Source organism: Pseudonocardia yunnanensis, from assembly GCF_039534065.1.
Taxonomy (GTDB): Bacteria; Actinomycetota; Actinomycetes; order Mycobacteriales; family Pseudonocardiaceae; genus Pseudonocardia; species Pseudonocardia yunnanensis.
The window spans coordinates 121,128-146,286 of sequence record NZ_BAAAUS010000063.1 but is presented as its reverse complement, the minus strand read 5'-3'; the positions used below and the strand labels follow the sequence as shown (position 1 = coordinate 146,286).

At 70.8% G+C, this 25,159-nt stretch carries 23 protein-coding genes; 17 read left to right on the top strand and 6 right to left on the bottom strand.

Going from position 1 to position 25,159, the window contains the following annotated elements; genetic code table 11:
* Positions 1-2: 2 nt before the first annotated feature.
* From ABD743_RS41260 to pdxR, 4 genes are all read right to left on the bottom strand, one after another.
* Positions 3-977, bottom strand: a complete 975-nt coding sequence (locus ABD743_RS41260) for a ribonucleotide-diphosphate reductase subunit beta (RefSeq protein WP_344729682.1) — start codon at positions 975-977, stop codon at positions 3-5.
* Positions 978-1,140: 163 nt separating this feature from the next.
* Entirely contained in the window at positions 1,141-2,253 is a 1,113-nt protein-coding gene (locus tag ABD743_RS41255) for a zinc-binding dehydrogenase (protein WP_344729680.1), read from the bottom strand.
* A 151-nt stretch (positions 2,254-2,404) separates the two neighbouring features.
* Positions 2,405-2,659, bottom strand: coding sequence for a hypothetical protein (locus tag ABD743_RS41250; RefSeq protein WP_344729679.1), 255 nt, complete (start codon positions 2,657-2,659; stop codon positions 2,405-2,407).
* Positions 2,660-2,828: 169 nt separating this feature from the next.
* On the bottom strand, positions 2,829-4,310 hold the full coding sequence (gene pdxR / locus ABD743_RS41245) for a MocR-like pyridoxine biosynthesis transcription factor PdxR (protein ID WP_344729677.1): 1,482 nt from the start codon (positions 4,308-4,310) through the stop codon (positions 2,829-2,831).
* A gap of 29 nt (positions 4,311-4,339) precedes the next feature.
* Here pdxR and ABD743_RS41240 point away from each other — a divergent pair, with 29 nt between their 5' ends.
* A complete protein-coding gene (locus tag ABD743_RS41240; protein WP_344729676.1) occupies positions 4,340-5,215 on the top strand; it encodes a methyltransferase domain-containing protein in 876 nt (291 codons plus the stop codon).
* On the opposite strand, the gene ABD743_RS41235 is transcribed toward ABD743_RS41240, so the two are convergent.
* The gene (locus ABD743_RS41235; protein ID WP_344729674.1) at positions 5,139-6,383 is read right to left on the bottom strand and encodes a cytochrome P450; all 1,245 of its coding nucleotides are present in this window, start codon (positions 6,381-6,383) and stop codon (positions 5,139-5,141) included. The two genes, ABD743_RS41240 and ABD743_RS41235, sit on opposite strands and share 77 nt — an antisense overlap.
* 161 nt (positions 6,384-6,544) lie before the next feature.
* On the opposite strand from ABD743_RS41235, the gene ABD743_RS41230 reads away from it, so the two are divergent.
* The 11 genes from ABD743_RS41230 (at position 6,545) to ABD743_RS41180 (ending at position 17,901) form a co-directional block, all read left to right on the top strand.
* A complete protein-coding gene (locus ABD743_RS41230) occupies positions 6,545-7,546 on the top strand; it encodes an amidohydrolase family protein (RefSeq protein ID WP_344729672.1) in 1,002 nt (333 codons plus the stop codon).
* A gap of 14 nt (positions 7,547-7,560) precedes the next feature.
* Positions 7,561-8,595 carry a DODA-type extradiol aromatic ring-opening family dioxygenase gene (locus ABD743_RS41225; protein ID WP_344729670.1) on the top strand — a complete coding sequence of 345 codons (1,035 nt, stop codon included), beginning with the start codon at positions 7,561-7,563 and terminating at the stop codon, positions 8,593-8,595.
* Entirely contained in the window at positions 8,592-9,281 is a 690-nt protein-coding gene (locus tag ABD743_RS41220) for an RraA family protein (protein WP_344729669.1), read from the top strand. Before ABD743_RS41225 ends, ABD743_RS41220 begins: the two co-directional genes overlap by 4 nt.
* Positions 9,278-9,943: an RraA family protein gene (locus ABD743_RS41215; protein ID WP_344729667.1), complete on the top strand. Its 666-nt coding sequence runs from the start codon at positions 9,278-9,280 to the stop codon at positions 9,941-9,943. Before ABD743_RS41220 ends, ABD743_RS41215 begins: the two co-directional genes overlap by 4 nt.
* Positions 9,944-9,974: 31 nt before the next feature.
* On the top strand, positions 9,975-10,748 hold the full coding sequence (locus ABD743_RS41210) for an IclR family transcriptional regulator (protein WP_344729664.1): 774 nt from the start codon (positions 9,975-9,977) through the stop codon (positions 10,746-10,748).
* A 139-nt stretch (positions 10,749-10,887) separates the two neighbouring features.
* On the top strand, positions 10,888-11,856 hold the full coding sequence (locus ABD743_RS41205; RefSeq protein ID WP_344729663.1) for an IclR family transcriptional regulator: 969 nt from the start codon (positions 10,888-10,890) through the stop codon (positions 11,854-11,856).
* A gap of 196 nt (positions 11,857-12,052) precedes the next feature.
* Entirely contained in the window at positions 12,053-13,930 is a 1,878-nt protein-coding gene (locus ABD743_RS41200) for an ABC transporter permease (protein WP_344729661.1), read from the top strand.
* A gap of 2 nt (positions 13,931-13,932) precedes the next feature.
* Positions 13,933-15,036 (top strand): ABC transporter ATP-binding protein, encoded by a 1,104-nt coding sequence (locus ABD743_RS41195; protein ID WP_344729660.1) that lies wholly within the window; start codon positions 13,933-13,935, stop codon positions 15,034-15,036.
* Positions 15,037-15,079: 43 nt separating this feature from the next.
* Positions 15,080-16,192: an ABC transporter substrate-binding protein gene (locus ABD743_RS41190; protein ID WP_344729659.1), complete on the top strand. Its 1,113-nt coding sequence runs from the start codon at positions 15,080-15,082 to the stop codon at positions 16,190-16,192.
* A 30-nt stretch (positions 16,193-16,222) separates the two neighbouring features.
* Positions 16,223-17,539 (top strand): Rieske 2Fe-2S domain-containing protein, encoded by a 1,317-nt coding sequence (locus tag ABD743_RS41185; RefSeq protein ID WP_344729657.1) that lies wholly within the window; start codon positions 16,223-16,225, stop codon positions 17,537-17,539.
* An 11-nt stretch (positions 17,540-17,550) separates the two neighbouring features.
* Complete coding sequence (locus ABD743_RS41180; RefSeq protein WP_344729656.1) at positions 17,551-17,901, top strand: hypothetical protein; 351 nt, start codon at positions 17,551-17,553, stop codon at positions 17,899-17,901.
* An 89-nt stretch (positions 17,902-17,990) separates the two neighbouring features.
* Here the strand turns inward: ABD743_RS41180 and ABD743_RS41175 are convergent, their stop codons facing one another.
* Positions 17,991-19,199 carry a cytochrome P450 family protein gene (locus ABD743_RS41175; RefSeq protein ID WP_344729655.1) on the bottom strand — a complete coding sequence of 403 codons (1,209 nt, stop codon included), beginning with the start codon at positions 19,197-19,199 and terminating at the stop codon, positions 17,991-17,993.
* A gap of 290 nt (positions 19,200-19,489) precedes the next feature.
* Here ABD743_RS41175 and ABD743_RS41170 point away from each other — a divergent pair, with 290 nt between their 5' ends.
* The 5 genes from ABD743_RS41170 to ABD743_RS41150 all read left to right on the top strand — a co-directional run bounded on the left by ABD743_RS41170 (position 19,490) and on the right by ABD743_RS41150 (position 25,123).
* Positions 19,490-20,305 (top strand): DeoR/GlpR family DNA-binding transcription regulator, encoded by an 816-nt coding sequence (locus tag ABD743_RS41170; RefSeq protein ID WP_344729654.1) that lies wholly within the window; start codon positions 19,490-19,492, stop codon positions 20,303-20,305.
* A gap of 169 nt (positions 20,306-20,474) precedes the next feature.
* Complete coding sequence (locus tag ABD743_RS41165; RefSeq protein ID WP_344729652.1) at positions 20,475-22,013, top strand: FGGY family carbohydrate kinase; 1,539 nt, start codon at positions 20,475-20,477, stop codon at positions 22,011-22,013.
* The gene (locus tag ABD743_RS41160) at positions 22,006-23,487 is read left to right on the top strand and encodes an FGGY-family carbohydrate kinase (RefSeq protein WP_344729651.1); all 1,482 of its coding nucleotides are present in this window, start codon (positions 22,006-22,008) and stop codon (positions 23,485-23,487) included. Before ABD743_RS41165 ends, ABD743_RS41160 begins: the two co-directional genes overlap by 8 nt.
* Positions 23,484-24,527, top strand: coding sequence for a 2-hydroxyacid dehydrogenase (locus tag ABD743_RS41155; protein WP_344729649.1), 1,044 nt, complete (start codon positions 23,484-23,486; stop codon positions 24,525-24,527). Before ABD743_RS41160 ends, ABD743_RS41155 begins: the two co-directional genes overlap by 4 nt.
* Positions 24,524-25,123 (top strand): histidine phosphatase family protein, encoded by a 600-nt coding sequence (locus tag ABD743_RS41150; RefSeq protein ID WP_344729648.1) that lies wholly within the window; start codon positions 24,524-24,526, stop codon positions 25,121-25,123. The genes ABD743_RS41155 and ABD743_RS41150 overlap by 4 nt, the downstream gene beginning before the upstream one ends.
* The last annotated feature ends 36 nt before the right edge of the window (positions 25,124-25,159 follow it).

Genomic DNA, 25,159 nt, shown 5'->3' with positions numbered 1-25,159 from the left:
CGTCAGCCTCCTGCCAGCTCGGGCTCGATACGCTGGATCATCTGCTGGATGTCGGACGGGAGGTCGATGCCGACGTCCGAGAGCTTCATCGACAGCTGCCGGATCATCAGCCTGCGCACCTCCTCCGGCGTCCAGCCGAGTGCCTCCAGTGCGAGGCGCCTGCTCACGGCCCCGTTCATGGACAGGATCGTGCGGAGCGTCTCGTGGATCTCGCGCAGCTGGGAGGGATCGGACTGCACCGCGTCGCGCAGGAACCGCATCCCGCCCTGTACGTGGCGTGCCTCGTCGCGGCAGGTGGCGGTGAACCCCGCGTAGTAGGCGGGCAGGAACTTCCGGGTGCGGCAGTAGGTGAGGGTGATCTTCATGACCGAGAGGGCGAGGACGCCCTCGATCCACAGGAAGTACGTGGTGCCGTACCGGGTGCGCGCCGCAAGGTCCTCGGGATCGCGCCGCAGCTCGTCCGCCTGGTACGCGAGCAGTCCGAACGGCCCCACGAACGTCTCCGACACGTAGGGGTAGGAGGCGTCCAGCACCTCCTGAACCGTGCTGCCCGGCAGCGCGACGACCTCCCGGTAGAACCGGTCGAAGAACACCGTGTGCCGGGCCTCATCCTCGATCTGGCTCGACATGTAGATCTTGGCCTCTTCGGTGCCGCCGAGCATGAACACCGGCAGTTCCACCTCGACCTGACGCTCACCGTGGTGGAAGCCCGAGGAGATCGCCACGAAAGCGTCGCGCTCCTCCTGGCTCATGCGCGTGCGCCAGTCGACCACGTCCTGCGTGAAGTCGAGCTCGTAGACATCCCAGCGCTGACGCAGGTACCGCCGGTAGAGCTCCATGTGGTCCGGCAGCCGCTTCAGGTCGGCGTGCACGTAATCCAGCACGTCGTCGATGTCCACGTCACCGATCTGCGCCAGGCTGGATCGCTCGACCGCCTCCTGCCGCGTCTGCGCCGGCAGTGCCTGTCCGATGCTCATGCCTTACCCGCCCCCGTTCGAACCCGCCGATCCGGGCGACGCGTCGACTCCAGACGTTCCGCCCGATCCTCCGCACCGCCCCGATGTATCGGGGAACGGACGCCGATGGTCGAACCCAGCAGATCATCTCGATCCACGCTGCGCAATGACCCTTGGGGAGGGGCTACCTCGCAGGCACGATGAGCGCCTTCACCACGCGCTGCGCGGCGACGTCCTCGAGCGCGGCCTGCGCGTTGTCGAGGTCGTACTCCCTGCTGATCAACTCGGTCCAGGGGAACTGCCGCCCGTAGCGGGCCATCACCTGCACGGATCGGTACACGTGGCCCACGTCGCTCCCCCAGCACCCGCGGATCTCCAGGTGCTTCTGGTTGAGATCCAGATGGGGGTTGAACGTGGCGACTCCCGCGTCGGTGTACTGCCCGACGACGACGTAGCGGCCCGCGTCGCGGGTGAGCCGCATTCCTTCGGGAACCGCTCCCGGTGCTCCCGTCGCCTCGATGGTGACGTCTGCTCCCCGCCCCTGCGTCGCGTCGCGGACGGCCGCGAGCCGCTCCTCCGGGGTGGTCGAGCCGATGTCGATGACGGCGTCGGCGCCGAACCGCGTTGCCGCGTCGAGCCTGACCTCGGGACCTCCGACGACGATCACGGACCCGGCGCCCCGCAGCTGGGCGAGAACGGCAGCGCACAGGCCGACGGGCCCGGCGCCCTGGACGACAACGGTGTCACCGAAGGCGATCTCACCCAGCGTCACGGCGTGGAGCGCGGTCGGCATCCCGCATCCACCGGCCAGGAACGCTCGCCAGTCCAGCTCGGCGGGCAGCGGGACGACGTGCACACCGGGCCGCAGGTAGATGTACTCCGACCAGCCACCGAGGAGCCCGTCGTCGGCCGAGAGGGTGACGCCGTAGACCTTGCGGGCCGGGCAGCGGGTGGTGGCGTGCCCGACGGTGCAGTACCAGCAGCGCCCGCACGTCCCGTACACATCGAGGAACGTGACGATCTGCCCCACCTGCAGGGGCGCTCCCGACACGTCCCTCGCCACGTCCGCCGTCGGGCCTGCAGGGCCGAGCTCGGCGACCTGCCCGACGCTGACATGCCCCGGGATGATCGGGTACGGCACGCCCGCGAGCTGTCCCTTCCAGAGGTGCGCATCGGTTCCGCACACCTCGCTGCCGAGGGTTCTCACCAGGACCCCGCCCGGCTCGAGCTCGGGCCGCTCGAAGGCACGCACTTCGAGCGGGGCGTCCGGGGCGGTCATCACCACTGCCGAGATCACGAAATTTCTGTTCCTTCCGGCCACCTGCGAACGTCTGGGCACTGAGGGGCCGTCGAACAGCGCTGGTCTCGAACCCGGGGCGACAGTATCCGTGCTCGGAACCGGGTGTGGAGATCAGCTCGTCGTCACGACCGGCATGGGGGCAGAGCCGTCAGGCGGCCGAGAGTACCGATCGTCCGGTGTCGGTGAGGCGGGCTGCGACGCGCTGCCCGACGGATCCCGGTTCGGCCACAGCGATGAGCCCCGCGCGGAACAACTCGTGCGCCGCGAGGTGGTCGCAGTGTCGTCCGTCGATGAGCAGGTCGGGTGCGCAGCCGTAGAGCGCCTCGGCGCGACCGGCGTCTACGGCCTTCAGCATCGCGCGATGCCGGTTGGTCAGTGCGTGGTCGACGGGCTTCGACGACATGGGTCTGTTTTCTCCTGGCGATGGACGGCGCCGACGTGCCCGGCGCTGCGGGCCGAGGTCCTCGACGGGACTCACCGGCCGATACCGGGACTCTCCGCCTGTCGGGCGCGAATCGCACCCGTGCATGTCCCCGGCCGACTACGGGGGTACCACGAATCCACCGGTTCATTCAGGACAGACGCCGCAAAACCTCACCGAATGTGGCGACCGCCTCCTCGATCTCCGAGACCGGGCGCGCGGCATAGCCCATGACGAGCCCGGGGGGCCCCGGGCGCTGGCGATGCCACGACAGCGGTTGCACCTTGACGCCCAGCGCGAGCGCCCCGGCTGCGAGCTCCGTGTCGGGGACGTCGTCCTCGAAGGTGACGGTCAGATGCAGCCCCGCCGCGGCGCCGTGCACGGTGGCCCCGGGCAGCTGGGTCCTGATCGCGCGGATCATCGCATCGCGGCGGCGACGGTGGCGTCCACGCAGCAGGCGCAGGTGGCGCTCCAGCTCACCCGATTCCATCAGCCGGGCCAGCACCATCTGGGGTAGCACGGCGTTGCCGAGATCTGCGTTGCGCTTGGCCGCGACGAGGTCGTCCCGGTACTCGGAGGGCGCGAGCAGCCAGCCGACGCGCAGCGCCGGAGCGAGCAGTTTCGAGACACTTCCGGTGTAGAAGACCTGCCCCAGCATCGAGCGCAGCGCGGCGACCGGCGGGCGGTCGTACCGGTGCTCGGCGTCGTAGTCGTCCTCGACGACCACCCCGCCCTCACCCGCCCACCGCATCAGCTCGCCGCGTCTCCCGCCGTCGAGGACGACGCCGGTGGGGAACTGATGTGCCGGGGTGAGCAGAACCGCCGGCGCGCCGCCGGCGCGCAGGGCGTCGACGCGCAGGCCGCCGCCGTCGACCTCGATCGGCGGGGTGTCGACGCTCCAGCTATGCAGGTGCTGGCGGACCCCGAGGGACCCGGGATCCTCCACGGCGATCTCCGTGATCCCGCGCCGGCGCAGCACCTGCGCGATCAGGCCGAGCGCCTGGGTGACCCCGGCGACCACGACCACCTCGACTGGATCGACCCGGATCCCGCGGTTGCGCGCGAGCCAGCGGGCCACCGCGAGACGCAGTACCGCACTCCCCCGCGGATCGCCGTATCCGAAGTTCGACGCCGACAGCTCGGCGAGCACCGATCGTTCCGCGCGCACCCAGGCCGACCGCGGAAAGGCGGCGAGGTCGGGGACGCCGGGCGTCAGGTCGATCCGGGCAGGGACAGCGCGCAGCGCATCGAAGATGTCCACGCCGGGCGGAGCGGCGAACAGCGCGGCAGGCGGAACAGCGGGCTCCTCCGACAAAGCGTCGCTCGGGCACACCACGGGCGCCGCGACGACGACGGTGCCTGCGCGACCACGCCCGGCGACGTGCCCGTCCTCGGTGAGGCGCTGGTAGGCCTCGGTGACCACACCGCGCGAGACGTGAAGCTCGCTCGCGAGCACCCGGGTGGCCGGCAGCCTGCTTCCCAGCGGCACCCGCCCGTCGGCGATGGCTTCCCTCAGCTGGACGGCCAGCCAGTCGGCCAGACCCCCGGCCGGGGCGCCGTCGACGTCGAGCTGGAGGAAGTCTGATCCCCGGCTTATGGTCCGGTTGTCCGGCTCGTCTTTGGCCCTGCCCACAGGGCCATAGTGGCATCAGGGTGACGGACATGGACACAACCACGCCGACCACCGGATATGTGCACGGGTACTCGACGCACGAGGCCCACCGGCTGGGCGACCAGGCCGACACGCTTGCCGAGCTGCTGCACTCCGACACCTTCTTCCCGCCCGGCAGCCGCGTGCTGGAGGTCGGCTGCGGGGTCGGTGCACAGACGGTGCACCTGGTGAGGTCCAGCCCGGACGCCCGTCTCGTCGCCGTCGACATCTCCGAGGACTCGCTCGCACAGGCCCGCGCCCGGGTGGCGGCGCGCGCCCCGGGGGCGAGCGTGGACTGGCACCGGGCCGACCTCTTCGACCTACCGTTCCCCGACGCGGCGTTCGACCACCTCTTCCTCTGTTTCGTGCTCGAACACCTGTCCGATCCGCGGCGCGCACTGGCCGATCTCCGACGTGTCCTGCGACCAGGGGGAACCATCACCGTGATCGAGGGCGACCACGGGTCGGCGTTGTTCCACCCCGACAGCCTCTTCGCGCGGGCGGTGATCGACTGCCAGGTCCAGCTACAGGCCGAGGCGGGCGGGAACGCGCTACTCGGTCGGCAGCTACAACCCCTGCTGGAGGACGCCGGCTACGTCGAGGCCGTGACCCGCCCCCGCACGGTCTACGCCGACCACACCCGCCCGGCCCTCGTCGAAGGCTTCATCCGCAGCACCTTCACCGCGATGATGGAGTCGGTGCGCGATGCCGCCCTGCTCACCGGGCTCCTGGCCGCGCCCGCGTGGGACCGGGGCATCGCCGACCTGCGCCGGACCGCAGAGCCCGACGGAACCTTCCACTACACGTTCTTCAAGGCACGCGCGGTGAACCCACCGTCATGTCCAGAAACACCAGCCGCGCCGGCAGGGAGATCGGGCCGTGGTTGACGAAGCTCGGCAGGTAGGGCTGCTGCTCGTGGGAAAGCAGCAACTCGACGGACTCGATCCGCTCGAGCAGGGCCTGGAGGACGACGCGGCTCTCCAGGCGCGCCAGTGAGGCGCCGATGCACGCATGCGCACCCTTGCCGAAGGCGAGGTGCGCGGAGCCGTTCCGCCGGTCCAGCACGAGGTGCGGACATTGCTCCCACACCTGCGGGTCGCGATTCGCGGAACCGTAGAACACCAGGAGACGCGACCCGGCCGGTACCTCCACGCCGCCGACGAGACCGTCGACGGTGACCAGCCGGTAGAAGCACTGGATCGGCGCTTCCAGCCGCAGGGACTCCTCGATGAACCGCCCGATCAGGTCCGGCTCGCGGCGCAGCCTCTCGAAGAGGCCCGGCACGCGGCCGAGGAGGGCCATGCTGCTGGCGAGGTGGTGGGTGGTGGTGATGTTGCCGGCGATCAGGAGTTCGATCACGAACCTCACGCACTCGCGCCGCGAGAGCTCCCCCTGGCGCTCGGCCTCGCCGATGAGCGACAGGACGTCCTCACCAGGCATGCCGTCGCGCTCGTCCAGCAGAGTGCCGATGTAGCCGGTGAACTCGTTCTGGACTCGCTCGCGGCGGGCAGCGTCTCCGGAGTGACCGCCCAGGGAGCTCGTGATCTCCTCCGACCACGCGCGGAACCGGTCGACGTCGCGCTGCGGCACGCCGAGCACGAGGCTGATCACCCGGATCGGCAACAAGGCCGCCAGGTCCCGGACGAGATCGATGTCGGTGCGCCCCCGCAACCCGTCCACGAGCCGGGCACAGACCTCGCTGATCTGCGGCTCCCACGCCGCCACCCGCGCGGGGGTGAAGACGCGGTTGACGATCGACCGCCGCCTGGCGTGCAGGGGGTCGTCGGACAGCAGCAGGAGCGGCCGCAAGCCCGTGTCGTCGTCCTGCGGGCGCACGGGCGGGTTGCCGACCGTGTTCGCCGACGAGAACCGTTCGCCGTCGCGCAATACCGCGACGACGTCGGCGTGCCGGCTGACCACGTAGGCGTCCACCTCGGGGGCGTAGTGCACCCCGCGCTCCCGCATCCGCTCGTAGGCCTCAGCAGGGCAGCGCAGCCCGTCCTGGTCGAGGGCGACAAGATCCGCCAGTTGCACGGCCGCTCCTGTGAGGTCCACGCGAAGGCCGCTCCCCCGCACCCGACGACTGTGATCGCCCGGGACGGGGTCGGGGAAGCATTTTCGGCAGAGAAGAACAGTCGTCGGGATTGCTCCGCAGGATGCGACAGGGCATTTAGTGTCCGCTCGTCTACGGCGGGCAGCTCGGCGAAGGGACACCCATGATCATCGACGTGCACGGCCACGTCAGCGCACCCAGCGAGCTCTACGCCTACAAGGCCGGCCTGCTCTCCCACCGTGGCGCGCACGGGCGTGGCGGCGCCGGGATCTCCGACGACCAGCTGCGCGCTGCTGTCGAAGCGCCCCACCCGAGCTTCGGCAACCAATCCCACCTCGCCCACCTCGACGAGGCAGGCGTCGACCTGCAGCTGATCTCGCCGCGGCCGTTCCAGATGATGCACAGCGAGTCGCCAGCGAAGCTCGTCGAGTGGTTCACCGCGGAGACCAACGACGTCATCGCCCGTGTCTGCGCGCTCTTTCCGGGACGCTTCCGCGGGATCGCCGGGCTGCCACAGAGCATGGAGCGCTCGCCTGCCGACTGGGTCGGAGAGCTGCGCCGCTGCGTCCAGGAGCTCGGCTTCGTGGGTGCGACGTTCAACCCGGACCCCTACGAGGGCACCCAGCAGCCGCCGAACCTCGGCGACAAATTCTGGTACCCGGTGTGGGAGGCACTGTCTGAGCTCGACGTCCCGGCGCTGATCCACTCGGCCGGCTGCCGCGCGCCCGCTCGCGAGACGTACTCACTGCATTTCATCCAGGAGGAGACGCTCGCCGTCGTCGGCCTGCTGAACTCCAGCGTCCTCACCGACTTCCCCGACCTGAAGATCATCGTGTCCCACGGCGGCGGCGCGATCCCCTACCAGCGCGGCCGGTTCCAGCCCGGGGCGATCCGCGGGGGCGGCCGGTTCGAGGACCGGCTGCGCAGGCTGTACTACGACACCTGCCTCTACACGCAGGACTCCATCGAGCTGCTGCTGCGCGCCGTCGGCGTGGACCGTTGCCTGTTCGGCACGGAGAAGCCCGGCACCGGCTCGGTCCGCGATCCCGGGACCGGCCGCTGGATCGACGACATCCACCACCTGATCGCCGATATCGACTGGCTGACCGCGGGCGAGCGCAAGCAGCTGATGGAGACGAACGCACGCGAGCTGTTCCGGCTCTGAGAGGCGAGGGGAACATGGCCGAGATCGTTGTCGGCGTCGGGACCTCGCACGGTCCCCTGCTGAACACCCCGCCCGCGAGCTGGGGAGAGCGCGGCAAGGCCGACCGGGTCAACCCGGCGCTGGTCTACAAGGGGCAGGAACACACGTTCGCCGAGCTCGACCGGCTGCGCGGCGGCGGCACGTTCGCCGACGAGTGCCTGCCCGACGTCTGGCAGGACCGGCACGCCGCGTGCCGTCGGGCGATCCGCACCATCGGCGACGTGGTGCGCGGCGCGGATCTCGACGCGCTGGTGGTGGTGAGCAGCGACCACAAGGAGACCTTCGGCGACGAGCTGCTCCCCGCGTTCGCGATCTATCACGGCGACACCGTCGAACACGTGCCGTTCACGCAGGAGCACCTCGACGCGATGCCACCGGGGCTGGCGATCGCCGAGGTGGCGAACGTCCCGGACGTCCCCGTCACGCGCAAGTGCCATTCGGAGCTCGCTCTGCACCTCGTGAAGCACGTGGGACGGGCGGGATTCGACCCGGCCGCGTCGCGCGCGCTCCCGGCCGGACGGTACGGCGACCACGGGATCCCGCACGGCTGGGGCTTCGTCTACCAGCAGGTGCTCGACGGCAGCGGTGAGATCCCGTTCGTCCCGGTCTTCGTCAACACCTTCTGGGAGCCGAACCCGCCGACCGCAGCGCGGTGCTATGCGTTCGGGCGCGCGCTCGGCGCGGGCATCGCGGCCTTCGCCGGCGCTGATCGGGTGGGCGTCATCGCCTCTGGTGGGCTGAGCCACATGGTCGTGGACGAGGAGCTCGACCGGGCCTTCCTCGACGCCCTGATTCAGGACGACTCCGAGTACATGGCGCAGCTTCCGGACGAACTGCTGCGCTCAGGGACGTCCGAGATGCGGAACTGGATCGTCGTGGCCGGCGCGATGTCAGGCAGCGGCCTGCGTCCGGAGGTCGTGGAGTACCAGCCCTGCTACCGGACCGAGGCGGGGACGGGATGCGCGATGGGCTTCGTCACCTGGACCCCCGGGCCGGCGGCCGCGGCATGAGCGACGGGACGGAACTGAAGGTGGACCTCCTGGACCGGCTGCGGGCCCTGGACAGCTGCGCGGTGTCCGACGCACTGGACACGCTGGGGCTGGCCGGAGCCACCACAGGGCTGCGGCCACTGTGGCCGGTTCCGGGTGTGGTCGCAGGGTTCGTCCGGACCGTGCGCGCCGGACCCCGCCCGTCGGAGGGGCCCGCCGACCACATCGCCACCGCGGCGATCGAGGCGGCCCACCCCGACGACGTGCTGGTGATCGCGAACGCCGGGCGCACGGACGTCTCCTGCTGGGGCGGCATCCTGGCCGTCGCGGCGGAGGGACGTGGCCTGCGCGGAGTGGTGATCGACGGGGCGTGCCGCGACATCGCGGAGAGCGAGGAGCTCGCGTTTCCGGTCTTCGGCCGCGCTGTCGTGCCGGTGAGCGCGCGCGGCCGCATCGTCCAACTCGCGATGGACGAGCCCGTCGACGTGGCCGGCATCCGCGTCGGCCCCGGTGACCTCGTTCTGGCCGACCGCAACGGCGTGGTGTTCGTCCCCCGCGACCGCACCGAGGACGTGATCGGCCTCGCGGAGCGGATCGTCGAGCGTGAGGCGGCGATGGTGGCCGCGGTACGCGCGGGGCGCCCTGTCACCGACGTCATGCACGACTCGCGGTTCCCGTCGATCGAGTCCGAGGAGACCGAGCGATGAGCACTCCACCCACTCATCCCCTGGCCGGGTTCTCCACCGCCACGGTCTCCGACGCTCTCGACCGCCTCGGTCTGCCTGGTAGCGCCTACGGGCTGCGCCCGCTCTCCGACGCGTCGGCCCGGTTCTGGGGTCGTGCGTTCACCGTTCGATATGTGACGGCAGGGTCTTCGCCCGGCACGGTCGGCGACTACCTCGACGACGTGTCCCCTGGCGAGGTCGTCGTGCTGGACAACGCCGGACGCACGGACTGCACGGTCTGGGGCGACATCCTCACCACGATCGCGGCCGACCGGGGCGTCGCGGGCACCGTGATCGACGGGGTCTGCCGCGACGTGGCGCGGGCGCTTCAGCTCGGCTACCCCATCCACAGCCGCGGTCGATTCATGCGCACGGGCAAGGACCGCGTCGAGGTGTCCGACGTGGGCCGCCCGGTGTCGATCGGAGGCGTCCAGGTGAAGGCAGGCGACCTCGTGCTCGGAGATACGGACGGGATCGTCGTCGTTCCCTCCGATGTGGAGGACGAGGTGCTGGGGACGGCCACGCTGATCGCAGCAGGTGAGGAGGCGATCCTGGCCGACGTCCTCGCCGGGAAATCGACCTTGGCGCAGGCCAGGGTGCGCCACGGCTATCACCACATGCAACGGCCGGACGAGCGGATGTAACCACCCACCGCCCCGGAGGTCGAGGCCCGTCATGCCGAACCCGATCAATCGACTGTCCTCGGTGGACAACGCCCTCCACCTGCTCAAACTCGTCGCCGAGCGCGGGCCGGTCCGGCTGTCCGACGCCGCGGACTCGCTCGGCGTCGCCCGTTCGACGGCCCATCGGCTGCTGTCCTCGCTGATGCATCACGGGTTCGTCGTCCAGGATCGGCCGAACACCCCGTATCGTCCCGGCCCGGTGCTCGCCGAGCTCGGCTTCGCGGTGATCGGTCGCATCGACCTGCGCACCGTGGCACGCCCGGCGCTCGAAGCCCTCAGGGAGGCCACGCACGAGACGGCGAGCCTTCTCGTGCTCGAGCGGGGCTGCGTGCGGTTCATCGACTGCGTGGAAGGCCGCCGGACCGTCCGGGTCGGCAGCCGCACCGGCGTTCTGCTCCCCGCCACGTGCACTGCGGGTGGCAAGTCGATCCTCGCCGCGCTGCCGGCAGAGCAGCTCGCCCACCACCTGCCCGATCTGGTCCTGCCGACTCCCACCCCGCATTCGTTGCGCACGTTCGACGAGCTCGGGGCCGAGCTCGAGGAGATCAGGCGACGCGGGTACGCGATCAACCGCGAGCAGGCGGAGATCGGCATCAGCGCGGTCGGGGCATGCCTACGGGACCGGATAGGCACGCCGATCGCCGCCCTCAACATCGCCGTTCCGTCGACCCGCATGCCCGACGACGCGGCCGAGCGCCGTTTCGCCGACGAGCTACTTGCCGCGGTGGAAGACGTCCACAGGCTGATCGAGCAGTCGGGCCCGTGATTCCTCCGCGCCGATCTCACCGCCTGGCGCGACTTTTTTCTTCCATGCGGAAACCGTCCAAGGCGTCTTGCCGCTGAAAGGAAACCGTCCGTAGCTTGATCCGGGAGTCTCCCCGTGTGGTGCTGCTCAAGGAGGAGCGATGACCGCGACGGAACCGCCTCGGGCAACTACGGCTCACGATCCCTTCGATCACCCACCCCGCTCGCGACCGGCGTCTCGCGCTACGCACGAGCAGGAACGGCCCACTCGCCCCGGGCACGCGTTCCCACTGCCGGTACAGCTCGGCAGGAGCACGCCGCCCTCGGGCGCCGAGCTCGCAGCGCCCGAGTCCGCCGCGCTGCCGCCGTACGCGCTCGAGTCGGTGGACCGGGCCCTGCGCCTGCTCGCCCTGCTGCCCGAACAGCGGCAGCTCCGGGTCACCGACGTCAGCCGCGAGCTCGGCGTCGCCCCGTCCACCGCCCACCGCCTGCTGTCGACGCTCGCCCACCGCGGGTTCGTCACGGCGGACGTGAACACGCGGACCTATCGGACCGGTCCGGCTTTCTGGGCCCTCACCGCCGCGGCCCAGCCTGCCGATGATCTTTCCGTCCGGTTACGCCCGCACCTCAGACGGCTCTCGGAATCCGTGGAGGAAACGATCACCCTGATCGTGCTCGACGGACTGTTCTGCCGATTCATCAGTGGCGTCCGCGGTGCGCGTCCCCTCCGCACCATCGTTCGGGTGGGCACGGTCCTGCCGTGTCACACCGTCTCGGGCGGAAAGGCCCTACTGGCCGAGCTGCCTCCGCGGAAGCTCCGGGCCCTGTTCGCCGGCCACCGGCTGCTGCCGATGACCCGGCGGAGCATCGCCACGCTCAACGAGCTCAGCGACGAACTGGAGACGGTGCGCGAGCTGGGCTACGCCACCAACGTCGGCGAGTCCGAGGACGGAATCACGGCCGTCGCCATGCCGGTCCGGCGCCCCGACGGTACGGCCCTCGCGGCGGTCGCGGTGTCCGCGCCCACCGCGCGCATCGGTGCCGTGCCCAGCCGCGCGCTGCTCGACCCACTCCAGGAAGCCGTCTCCCGCATCGGCGAGGACCTGCTGGCCGACGCGGGTTCGCTGTGACGCCCGCCGCGCGTCGGCGCGCGTACGCCGACTGAGAGGCCCGAAACCCGGCTTATTCGCGCCAGCGGAAAACAGGGTCCGATCCACCCGAGACTGTTCCGCCTGCACATACGTTTCCTTCATCCCGCAACGCCGGATCCGCACGATCCTGCGCCGCGCCTCGATGTGGAGGAACCGCATGCCGGGCGGAACACCAGTGACCACCAGACCACCGAGCCGTACCCGTGTGCCCGCGTTGCCGACGTCGCTGCGCCGCCGCGGTGCGCGGCCGCTGGCCTTCCTCGGGGCGACCGCACTGGGTCTCGTGATCCTCGTGCTCTTCGTCTACCCGGCCGTCATGGTCGTGGTCGGCGCATTCCGGACCTCCTCCCCCGGCTTCCCCGGTGAGTGGTCGTTACAGGGCTTCGTCGACGCCTACACCGAACCCGCCACCTACGAGCTGCTCTGGAACTCGACGGCCTACTCGTTCTCGGTGATGGTGATCTCGCTGGTCCTCGCCGTCTTCTTCGCGTGGGTCGTCACCCAGACGAACACGCCGGGACGCCGATTCGTGACACCGATGATGGTCGCGCTGATCACGCTGCCGTTCCTGTTCTTCGGGATCAGCTGGGCCATGCTCGGCAACTCGAGCACCGGTCTGCTCAACCAGATCCTGAGGCTGGTCGTGCCCGTCGAGGAGGGCCCGCTCGATGTGCGGTCCTGGCCCGGAATCGTGTTCGTCGCCGTCCTCAAGATCACGGCGATCAACTACATGCTCATGCTCGGTGTCTTCCGCACGCTGGACCCAGCGCTTCGGGAGGCCTCCCTGATGGCGGGCGTGAGCAGGACCGCGACGTTCTTCCGGATCGAACTGCCGGTACTCGCGCCGGTGCTCCTCGCGCTCGCACTCATGGGGTTCGTTCGTGGGCTCGAGTCGTTCGACGTGCCGCTCCTGCTGGGCGCCCCGGCCGGTATCGAGGTCTTCTCGACCCAGATCTACGACTACCTGCGCAACCACTTCCCTCCCGCGTATGCCCAGGCGAGCGCCCTTTCCGTGCTGGTCATGGCGATCATGGTCGTCCTGGTCGTCCTGATGTGGCGGTTCCTCGGCAGGCGGGACTTCACCACGCTCGGTGGCAAGGGTCAGCGCGTCGAGCTTCTCGACCTCGGGCGTCGCAGGTACCTCTGCACCGCGGCCATCGTCGCCTTCGGGCTCCTGGCCCTGGCCTTCCCGCTGGTGCAGCTGGTGCTCGGCTCCGTGCAGTCCGTGTTCGGCGTGCTGTCCTCCGGGCTCACCCTCGATCACTACCGCACGGTCCTCGGCGAGCCCGGGGTCGTCTCGGCGCTGCAGAACACGGCGTTCGTCGTGGTCGTCGGTGGGTTCCTCGCGGTGGCGCTGGCCACGCTCATCGCCTACATCGTCCAGCGCGGCACGTCGAAGCTGCGGTGGGTGCTGGAGGGCGCGACGTGGCTGCCATGGGCCGTCCCGGGTGTCGTGCTCGGCCTCGGGATGCTCTGGGCGTACCTCTCGGTCCCCGGGCTGCGCACGCTCTTCGCCTCGATCTGGCTGGTCATGCTCGGCCTCATCGTCGTGGCCACGCCGGTGGCTGTGCGGTTGGCCAACGCGGCGATCGCACAGGTGCACAGGCAGCTCGAGGAGGCAGCGCGCGTGCACGGCGCAGGCCGGCTGCGCGCGGTGATCGGGGTGGTCCTGCGCCTGATCCTGCCGAGCCTGCTGGCGGGGTGGCTGATCTGTGGTGTGGTGATGGCCGGCGAGCTGGCGGTGCCGGTACTGCTCTCCGGACCGGGCAGCCAGACGGTCCCGGTCGTGCTGTTGGAGATGACCGAGTCCGGCCGCTCGTCCGAAGCGGCCGCCGTCTTCACGCTCATGCTCGCGGCGATGGCGGCGGTGCTGGTCCTCGCGCTCGCGGTGCGCGCGGTCGGCACCCGCGTGCTCCGCGCGCGGCAGGCACCGGCGACGCCCGTTGCCACGACAGCCGAACCGTCCCCGCTCGCCGGGTCCGTTCCGACCGCTGCGCCGGCCCGGGAGCCGTCGCCTGCGGTGCCCATCCGCACGGCGGCCGAAGGAGACTAGCTGTGGCGCAGATCGACATCGCCGGACTCACCAAGCGGTTCGACAGCGGCGCTGCCGCCGTCGACCACCTCGACCTCACCGTCCAGGACGGCGAGTTCCTCAGCCTCCTGGGGCCGAGTGGCTGCGGGAAGACCACGACCCTGCGCTGCGTGGCGGGCCTCGAGCGGCCGACGAGCGGGGAGATCCGCTTCGACGGCGAGCCCATGGTGTCTCGCAGTGTGTTCGTGCCGCCCGAGAAGCGGAACATGGGCATGGTCTTCCAGAGCTATGCCCTGTGGCCCCACATGACGACTTTCGGCAACGTCGCCTATCCGTTGCGGCGGGCGCGGCTGGACGGCACCGCGGTGGCGGCTCGGGTCGCCGAGATGCTCGACGTCGTCGGGCTCGCCGAGTACGGCGGCCGGCTGCCGAGCAAGCTCAGCGGCGGGCAGCAACAGCGCGTCGCGCTCGCACGTGCGCTGGTCAACCGTCCGCAGGTGGTGCTCTACGACGAGCCACTGTCCAACTTGGACAGCCTGTTGAGGTCCCAGATGCGCCGTGAGGTGCGAAGGCTGCACGACGCGCTGGGCTCGACGTCGATCTACGTCACGCACGACCGCACGGAGGCCATGGCGCTGTCGGACCGCATCGCGGTGATGCAGGCCGGTGTCGTCCAGCAGATCGGCACTCCGCGGGAGATCTACACCTGCCCGGCCAACCGGTTCGTGGCCGACTTCATCGGGTTCGACAACCTCCTGAAGGCCGAGGTGGTCGCCTCGGACCGGGACGGCGCGCTGGTTCGGCTCGGCAGCGATGGCCCCCTCGTCCGGTGCGCGACCACCAGCGTGCGCCCGCCCGGCAGCATCGTGGAGCTCGCGGCGCGGGCCGGTGCGTTCCGCCTCGCGCCGGCCGCACCTGAGCCCGGACAGTCCTTCCGCGCCCAGGTCAGGACGGTGACCTACCTCGGAGAGGACCTCGAGATCCAGGTGCAGGCGGGCGAGGTCGCGCTGCTTGCACGGATCCGCGACGCGGACGTCCGGGCCGCCACCCAGGGGACGGTCCCGGTCAGCGGTGACCTGGTGGACCTCAGCATCCGGCCGGATGAGCTCGTGGAGATCGGCGCCTGAGCGGAGCTCGTGGCGAACAGAAGGCGCGACGGAGGAGACGGCGATGAAGTCGGCAGCGACGAAGCTGGGACGACGGCGATCCCGCTGGTTCTTGGCAGCCGTGGCGGGGGCGGTCGGCCTCCTGCTCGCGGCGTGCGGTTCGGGAGGAGACACGGGAGGGGGCGGCCAGCAATCGGCGGTGGGAGCGCCGGTTCAGGAGTTGTACGCCGCGGCGCAGGCCGCGGGTGAGGACAAGGTCGTCGTCTACGGGATCAAGGGCAACGCCTGCTACGACCGGTTCTCCCAGCGCTTCCCGGGTATCACCGTGGAGTCGCAGTACATGGTCGGGGAGACCCAGGCCCGGCTCGAGCAGGAGCATGTGAGCGGTCAGAACGTCGGCGACGTTCTGCGCACCGGCTCCACGACGATGCTCGCCCTCACCAAGAGCGGGATCCTGACGCCGTTCACACCCGCGGACGTCGACGGCATCCCGGAGGAGGCGTGGGGTCCGGACCACGGGTTCGTCGTCGACTCCAAGCGAGTGGCCGGGATCGCCTACAACACGGCCCAGATCTCCCCGGACGAAGCCCCGAAGAGCTGGACCGACCTGGCCGACCCCCGGTTCAAGGGCAAGATCGTGATGCCGGATCCGACGGGCCCCGGGGCCGGACTCAGCATCCTGCAGGAGCTCCTGCAGACCGGCGGCGCCACCGACGACGCGTGGCTGGAGCGGTACGCCGCCAACGAACCGGCGCTGATCCAGGGCGTTCAACCTGCCATCGAGGCGCTCCGCAGTGGCGAGTACGCCGTGATGATGGGCGGCCTCGACCAGATGACGGGGCCGCCTCTCGCAGAGGGCTCCAGCCTGAAGTGGGTGTTCCCGGTAGCGGGCGCCTCGCCGGTCACCGGCCACTTCATCGGCATCATCACGAACGCCCCGCACCCCAACGCGGCCCGGTTGCTGGAGAGCTGGCTGCTCAGCGAGGAGGGGCAGACCTGCCTCTCCCAGGAGGGGAACGAATACCCGGTACGGGACGGCGTGCCCGGCCCGCCCGGCTTCCCCGCACTCGACGAGCTCGACGCCGTCACCCCGCCCCGGCCGGTCGACTACACCGAGCTGGATCGTCAGCAGAAGTACCTCGAACAGTTCCAGACCGTCTTCGGGCGGTCCCGATGACACCGGCCACCGGCACGGGAGGACGCGCACATGCTTCGGCCTGAGGACAACAAGCTGATCACGGAGGTCGGGCCGGGGACCCCGATGGGCGAACTGTTCCGCCGCTTCTGGCTCCCGGTCGTGGCGAGCGAGGACATGGAGGATCCCGACGGCGCTCCGGTCCGGCTCCGGATCCTCGGTGAAGATCTGGTCGCGTTCCGCGACACCGAGGGGAAGGTCGGCGTCCTGTCCGCCTACTGCCCTCACAGGCGGGCCAACCTGTTCTACGCCCGCAACGAGGAGGGCGGCCTGCGGTGCATCTACCACGGCTGGAAGTTCGACGTGACGGGCCGCTGCCTGCACATCCCGTCGGAACCCGCGCGGTCGAACTTCAAGGACAAGGTGCGCGCCCCGGGATACCCGACGCAGGAGCGCGGCGGGCTCGTGTGGGCCTACATGGGACCGCCGGACAAGCAGCCGGAGTTCCCGGAGTACGAGTGGGCGCAGGTGCCGGCGAACCAACGCGTGATCAGCGCGAGCCTCGTCGAATGCAACTGGCTGCAGACGCTCGAAGGCGATATCGACACGGCGCACGTGTCGTTCCTGCACCGCACGCTCAATCCGAGCACCACGCTCAAGTGGGCGCGATTCGTCGAGAACTTCACCGATTACGTCACGAAGGACCGGTCGCCGTCCCTGACCGTGAAGAGCACCGACTACGGCTTCGTCTACGGCGGCCGGCGAGTCGGCGGCGAGGACGACTACTACTGGCGCTTCTCGCACTGGCTCGTGCCGTCCACGTCGGAGACACCGGGGTCGGCCGAGCGCCCCGGGCGCATCGTCGTCCCGATCGACGACCGCAACTCGATGTCGTTCTCCTTCGTCTGGCACCCGCACCGTGCGCTGTCGGCAGAGGAAGCCATCGCGAACGGGCGGAACAACGGACAGCCGCTGCATCCGTGGGAGCTCGCCGACGGGTATGTGATCGACACGCGCCGGTCCCCGCTCAACCGTGACAACGACTTCAAGATCGACAGGCACGTGCAGCGGACCAAGCGGTTCAGCGGAATCCTCGGGACGCCGCCCGAGGAGGACCGGGCGATGACCGAGACGATGGAGCCGGTGCTCGACCGCAGCAAGGAACACCTCGGGACGAGCGACATCGCGATCATCGCCATGCGCCGCCGCCTGATCAAGATGGCCAGGGACCTCGCCGACGGAATCGAGCCGGCCCTCGCCAAGCAGGCATGGGCGTTCCGTACCCGGGGCTACGACGTGGTGTCGCGGCACGCGGAGTTCGAGGACGTGCTCGCGGAGCACATGTCCGAGCTGACGCCCGGGCGCGTGACGCCGGCAGCGAGCGGATGAGCGTTAGCTCGATGATCAACGGGGAGGCGAACGGGGTCGGCGGGGCCGACCCGTGGCACATCGTGGACGTGGAGACGCTGGACGTCGACACGGTCGTTCTGGTCATCCACCAGGTCGAGGTCTCACCGCGGGCCGATCAACTGGCCTATCGGGAGTCGGAGATCGACGCGCTCTGGACTCTCGCCGACATGGCGGCCCAGGCAGGCGACACGGACGCGTCCGAGTGGCTCGGACTCCTCTGGCAGGCGCACGACCATGTCGGCGACGGCGACCGAACACAGGCGCTCGCCGCGCTCACGCGCCTGCGGGACCGGCTCGTGGAGACCGAACGGAGGCGGAGCCGGCACAACTCCTCGATGTGACTCCAGCACCGGCGCCGATTCAGCGAATTCCGCTTCGCACTACATCGGTCGACGTCACTGATTCCGGCCCGGCCCGGAAATCATCGTGATCACGCCGGCCGGGCCGTGACCGGAAGCGCGTGGAACGCGTTCATCAACAGGCCCGGCTCGGCCGCGATCTCGTGCGGTGGCACGGCCAGACGCAGGCCGGGGAATCGGGCGAGCAGGCCGGTGAACGCCGTCTGCGCCTCCAACCGGGCCAGCGGCGCCCCGAGGCAGAGATGGATGCCGTGACCGAACGCGATGTGCTGGTTGGGCGAGCGGGTCAGGTCGAGATCCTCCGCGTCGGGCCGGGTGGTGGTGTCGCGGTTGGCGGCCAGCAGCCCCACCAGCACGGTGTCGCCTTCCTCGATCGTGACACCGGCGAACTCGAAGGTCTCCACCGCGATTCGCAGCGTGCTGGTCTGCACCGGCCCGTCGATGCGCAACAGCTCCTCCACCGCGCTGGGCACACGTTCCGGTTCGGCGCCCAGCACCGCCCATGCCCCTGGCCTGCACAGCAGCATGTACACGCCGTTGGCGATGAGGTTGACCGTGGTCTCGTGCCCGGCCACGAGCAACAGGTAGATCATCGAGGTGAGCTCGTCCTCGGTGAGCTGGTCGCTGCCGTCACGTGCCCCGACCAGGGCCGATGTCAGATCGTCTGCGGGCTCCCGGCGCTTCCGCGCGATCAGGTCGCGCAGGTACTCGACGAACGCCGTGGCCGCCGCGGCGTACGCCTGCACCCCGATCACGGACGCGTTGACGTCGGCGAACGACCATTCCCGGAATCTCTCCCGGCCGCTCTCCGGCACGCCGAGCAACTCGCAGATCACCGCGACCGGCAGCGGATAGGCGAACTCCGCGACGAGATCGAACGAGGAGTCGGCCGCCCGTGCCACGAGCGGATCCAGCAGCTCGTCGGTCAGCTGCTGGATCCGCGGAGCCAACCGTTCCACCCGCCGCCGGGTGAACGCGGCGGCCACCAGCCGCCGCAGCCGGCCGTGCTCGGGCAGATCGACGTTGAGCATGTTGCTGTTGATGGCAGCGCGGAGGCCCGGATCCAGCTCGGCGGCGAAGGGCGGCCCCGCCGTGGCCAGCCGCGGATCGGTGAGCGCGGCACGCGCCTCCTCGTAGCGGACCACGAGCCACGCCCATTCACCGTGGGGTAGCACGACCCGGTGCACCGGCCCGGACCTGCTGAGCTCCCCGTACAGCCGATGGCGCTCAGCGAGATCGGTGGTGAGAAAGAAGGGTGCGGGCGGAATGGAACCGGACAATCAAGCCTCCACCGATAATGCCTGACACCGGTCCACGCTGAGCAGGTGACGTTCTGTCAGGATCCCAAGACGCCGCGATAACGCAGCGGGGGGATGCCGCGAATTCGTCGATAATGGGTCGGTACTATTCCCGCCGAGAAACCGGGATGAACCGGCGATCGCGGACTCATCGTGCTCGCGTGACCGGGGCACGGCGAGACGCCGGCCCGGTGCACGGTGCCCGACGTGGTGCACCTCGTCATCGCGTAGCGCCGTGCCGGCGATCGACCCCGCGATGGAAGGCTGAGCGGGTGTCCGACGCGATGCCCGACCCGTACCTGGCCGCCGGTGCCCGCACGAGTCCCGAGATGCGCCGTGAGGCGATACGGCGGCGGGTGGCCGAATCGGGCTTCGTACGCGTGGACGTGCTCGCGGGCGAGTTCGGCGTGAGCATCATGACCGTCCACCGCGATCTCGACGAGCTCGAGGAGCGCGGTTTCCTGCGCAAGGTGCGCGGCGGTGCCACGAGCGCACCCACCGCCACGTTCCACGGCGACCTGCCGCACCGCATGCAGGCCGAGCAGGCCGAGAAGCAGGCGCTGGCCGCGGCGGCGCTCGCCGACGAGGTCTTCGCGGGGCAGGTCGTGGCGCTCGACGACAGCACCACCGCACTGGCGCTGGCCCGGCTCCTGCCGGAGAAGGCGCCGCTCACGGTGGTCACCCATTTCCTGCCCGTCGTCCGTGCGCTCGCGGGCCGGGCAGGTATCGAGATCATCGGGCTGGGCGGTCGCTACGACCCGGCCTACGACTCGTTCCTCGGCCAGGCCACGGCCGAGGCGGCCGCCGACCTGCGCACCGACCTCCTCGTCATGTCCACCACCGCGGTCACCGACGGCGTCTGCTACATCCAGTCGCAGGACACCGTGATCACCCGCCGGGCACTCATCGCGAGCGCGGCCCGCACCGTCGCGCTCGTCGACCACACGAAGTTCACAAAGCGTGCCCTGCACCGGCTCGTCGAGCTCTCCACGCTCGACCGCGTGCTCGTCGACAGCGCGACGTCCCCCGCCGTGGTGTCGGGCCTGCGCGCCCGCGGGGCACGGATCGACATCGTCGGACTTCCTTAGATGGGATCGGATGTGAAGTTCGGTCCCTGATCGAGGTCTCGAGATCCCTCTGAGCTGCACATTTATGTCGGCCCTCGATCATCGGATGTTAAATATTGCGAAGTTGAGGCCATCGCCTGTCTACTGATCGTTGCCCCGCACCCCGAGCGGGGGAACGGAGGAACCATCGATGACCTCGGACGCCGTGGCGGTCTGCGTGGACGCCGGCACCACCGTGATCAAGGCGGTCGTCTTCGATGCCGGCGGCCGCGAGCTCGCCGTCACCCGCCGCGGCACGGCCGTGGCTCATCCCACGCGCGAACGCTCCGAACAGGACATGGGCGAGGTATGGGACGCCGTGGTCGCCACGGTCCGCGAAGCCGTGCAGCGAGTGGCGCGCCCTGTCCGGCTGATCGCCCTCACCGCCCAGGGCGACGGTGCGTGGCTGGTGGACGCGGCGGGGAGCCCTGTCCGGCCCGCCGTACTCTGGAACGACGGCCGCGCGGCCGACATCGTCGCAGGCTGGCGCAACGAGGGCGTGCTCGACGAGGCCTTCCGCACCAACGCCTCCCTGACCAATGCGGGGCTCCCCAATGCCGTGCTCCGCGTGCTCGACGTCGAGGAGCCGGAGGTCCTGGACCGGGCCGCGGCCGTGCTGACCTGCGGCAGTTGGCTCCTCCTGCGGCTGACCGGCGTGCTCGGGATCGACATGTCCGAGGCGTCAGCGCCGTGGCTCGACATCGGGCGCGGCACCTACTCCGACGCGCTCGTCGCGCTCTACGGGTTGGAGCACCGGCGCGATCTGCTCCCTCCGCTGATCCCCGACTCCGACCGCGTCCACCCGCTCAGCGCCGACGCCGCCGCTCAGCTCGGGATCCCCGCAGGCACGCCCGTCGTGCTCGCACCCTTCGACGTCGTCGCCACCGCGGTGGGCAGCGGAGCCACCGATCCCGGCCAGGCCACGAGCGTGCTCGGCACGACGCTCTGCACCGAGACGGTGATCACACGTGCCGACACCGCAGGCGAGCCGAGCGGCCTCACGCTCGCACTCGGCCGTCCGGAGCGGCTGCTGCGGGTCTTTCCGACGCTCGCCGGCACGGGCGTGATCGACTGGGCCGTCGCGCTGCTCGGCCTGCCCGGCCCCGCAGCGCTGTCCGACCTCGCCGCGCAGGCACCCCCGGGCGCCGACGGGCTACGCATGCTGCCCTACCTCTCCCCCGCGGGCGAGCGCGCGCCGTTCCTCGACGCCGCCGCGAGCGGCCTGCTCACCGGTGCGACGTTCGCCCACGGCCGGGAGCACGTCGCGCGGGCGGTGCTGGAAGGCCTCGCCCACGTGATCCGGGACTGCCTCACCGCCGTCCGCAGCGGCAGCGCAGGTCCGACCGAATCCGCTGCGCCCGCCGACCTGCGACTCTGCGGCGGGGGCACCGCGAGTGCACTGTGGTGCCAGCTCATCGCCGACGTCACCGGCGTCGAAGCCGTCTGCACCGAGGACACCGAGATCGGCGCGAAGGGCGCGCTGCTCACGGCGCTCGCCGCACTCGGCGACCATGCGGACGTGTCCGCGGCCGCGGCGGCGCTGGTGCGCGAGCGGCGTCGGTTCGTTCCGGACAAGACCGTCCAGGATCTGCACGATGCCGAGCACGCCGAGTTCCTTGCTACCCGGGCCCTCGCCGCACAGCGATGGGCGCACTGGCGCGCGACCGGCCCGGGTGCGCTGCATGTCTGAGGATCTCGCCTGGATCGGCGTGGACCTCGGCACGCAGAGCGTCCGGGCGCTCGCCGTCGCCGACGACGGCACCCCGCTGGCCGCCGCGTCGCGGCCGCTCACCAGCCACCGTGACGGTCCACGCCACGAGCAGGATCCCGAACAGTGGTGGTCCGCCACGTCCGCCGCGCTGGCCGACGTGACGGCCGCGATCGCCGGCACACGCGCGATGGGCGGGGTCGCCGTCTGCGCCACGTCCGGGACCGTGCTGCTCACCGGACCCGACGGCACCCCCCGCACGCCCGGCCTCATGTACGACGACATCCGCGCCGGCGACCTGGCCGAGCAGGCTCAGAACGCCGGTTCGGACCTCTGGAGCCGCCTCGCCTACCGGATGCAGCCTGCCTGGGCGCTGCCGAAGCTGTTGTGGTGGCGTGACCAGGGCCTGCTACGTGACGGAGCCCGCCTGGCCCACCAACCCGACGTGATCACCACCCGCCTGGTCGGCCGTCCGGTGGCCGCCGACTCGAGCCACGCGCTCAAGACCGGGTACGACCTGCTCGACGAGTGCTGGCCCCTCGACGTGCTCGCCCGGCTGCACCTCGATCCGGCAGTGCTGCCGACCGTGCAGCGGGCGGGCTCGTTGCTCGGCACCGTCGGCGCCGCGGCCGCCGAGGAAACGGGACTCCCACCCGGCACGCCGGTGATCGCGGGAATGACGGACGGATGTGCCGCCCAGCTCGGCGCCGGTGCCCTGGAGCCCGGCGAGTGGAACGCGGTGCTCGGCACCACCCTCGCCCTCAAGGGGGTGAGCAGAACGCTTCTGCACGACCCGACCGGCGCTGTCTACTCCCACCGGGCCCCGCACGGGGATCTCTGGCTTCCCGGCGGTGCGTCCAGCACGGGCGCGGGCGTGATCAGCGAGCTGTTCCCGGACGCGGATCTCGACGCGCTGACGGCGGCCGCCGCCCGGGTTCACGACGTTCCACTGTGTTATCCACTGGCGGGCACGGGCGAGCGGTTCCCGTTCGTGGCACCGGACGCGCGGGGTTTCGGCCTCGACATCCCGGATCCGGCCACCCGGTTCGCTGCCATCTGCCACGGCGTCGCGCACGTCGAGCGGCTCTGCTTCGACCTTCTCCACCACGCCGGTGCCGACGTCTCCGGCCCCGTGAGCACCACCGGCGGCGGTGCCCGCAACCCCTGGTGGAACCAGCTGCGCTGCGACCTGCTCGGCGTGCCCGTCCGGGTACCGGCCGACGCGGAGGCGGCGCTGGGCATGGCCGTGCTCGCCGCCGGCGCCCACGACAGGGACATCGCAGGCGCCGCGAAACGGATCGTGCGCCTGCATCGCACGCTCGAACCCGATCTCACCCGTACCGCCGTCCTCGCTCCCGCGCACCGTGCGTTCGTCGACGCGCTGGAGCAGCGGGGCTGGCTCGACCCACAGCTCGCCGCACACGCGCGGGCGCGCACCGAGAGGAACGACGCATGACCACCCGGGCCCGCGCCCTCGTCGCAGGCGACCGCTTCGTGCTGAACCGGTTGCTGGCTACGGACCTGGCCGCCGAGGGAGCGTTCGACGTCCGAGAGCTGGAGCTCCCGTGGCCACACGTGCCCTTCGGCCCCGTCGCGGAGGTGGACGAGGCGTCCGGCTCCGAGGAAGAGCTGACGGCGGCCCTGCAGGGCGTCCGCGTGTGCCTGACGCAGATGGCGCCGCTCACCCGCCGGATCCTCGAGGCCTGCCCCGATCTGGAGCTGTTCGCCGTGTCTCGCGGGGGGCCGGTCAACGCGAACCTGGCTGCGGCCACCGAGCACGGCGTCACGGTGACGTTCGCGCCCGGACGCAACGCCACCTCCACCGCGGAGTACGCCGTCGGACTGGTGCTCGCCGCGATGCGCCGCATCCCGCAGAGCCACCTCGGCGTCGTCGAGGGCTTTTGGGAGAGCTCCCTCTACGCCTACGAGAAGACCGGGCTCGAGCTGGAAGGGGCCACGGTCGGGCTCGTCGGTGCCGGGGCGGTCGGCTCGCGGGTGGCGCGGATCCTGCTGGCGTTCGGTGCCGACGTCCTGGTGGCCGACCCCTACGCCGATCCGGCCACCCTGCCGTCCGGTGTGCGGCTCGTCGAGCTGGACGAGCTGGTCGCGACGTCGCAGGTCGTCTCGCTGCACGCGCGCGTCACGGACGAGACCCGCGGCCTGATGAACGCCGAGCGCATCGCGGCGATGCCTTCCGGATCCGTGCTGGTCAACTGCGCCCGCGGAGCGCTGGTGGACCACACCGCGCTGGCCGCGGCGCTGACCGACGGGCACCTGTTCGCCGCGGGCCTGGACGTGTTCGACGTCGAGCCGTTGCCCGCCGACCATCCGCTGCGCCGTGCCCCGCACGTCGTGATGACCCCGCACCTCGCCGGGGCCAGCCGCGCGGTCGCGGAGCGGGCGAGCCGGATGGTGGCGGCCGAAGCCGGCCGATGGCTGCGTGGCCAATTACCCCTGCACTGCGCGAACCCCGACGTTCTCGCGCGGGTCCGATGACCCTGCTGCTCGCCCGGCACGGACAGACCGTCTGGCACGCCGAGAACCGCTACGCCGGCGGACACAGCGACATCGACCTCACCCCCGCGGGTGTGCTGCAGGCCGAGCGGCTCGGTTCCTGGGCCCGCAAGCGCGGCGTCGACGCAGTGGTCGCCTCGCCGCTCCGACGGGCCGTCGAGACGGCCCGACCGAGCGCCCTGGCCTGCGAGACCGAACTGGAGATCATCGACGACCTGCGCGAGGTGGGCTTCGGCGTCGCCGAGGGGCGCACGCTCGACGAGCTCGATCCGGATGTCGCCGCCCGGTTCCGCGCCGATCCGGCCGCCCACCCCTTTCCGGGAGCCGAGCATCCGGCCGCGGCCGCCCAGCGGGCCGCCGACACGCTCCGTGTTCTCGCCGCGCGCAGATCCACCGTGCTGGTGGTCGCGCACAACACGCTGCTGCGGCTCGGGCTGTGCACGCTGATCGGCCTGCCGGTGGCCCGCTACCGGCACGTCTTCCCCCGGCTGGAGAACGGCGCCGTCACCGAGGTGGCCGTGCCCGCCGACCGCACGGCCCCCGCTGCGCTGCTCTCCCTCAACGTCCCCGTCCTGTGATGTCCCCGTCCTGAGATGTCCCCGTGCAGAGGAGTG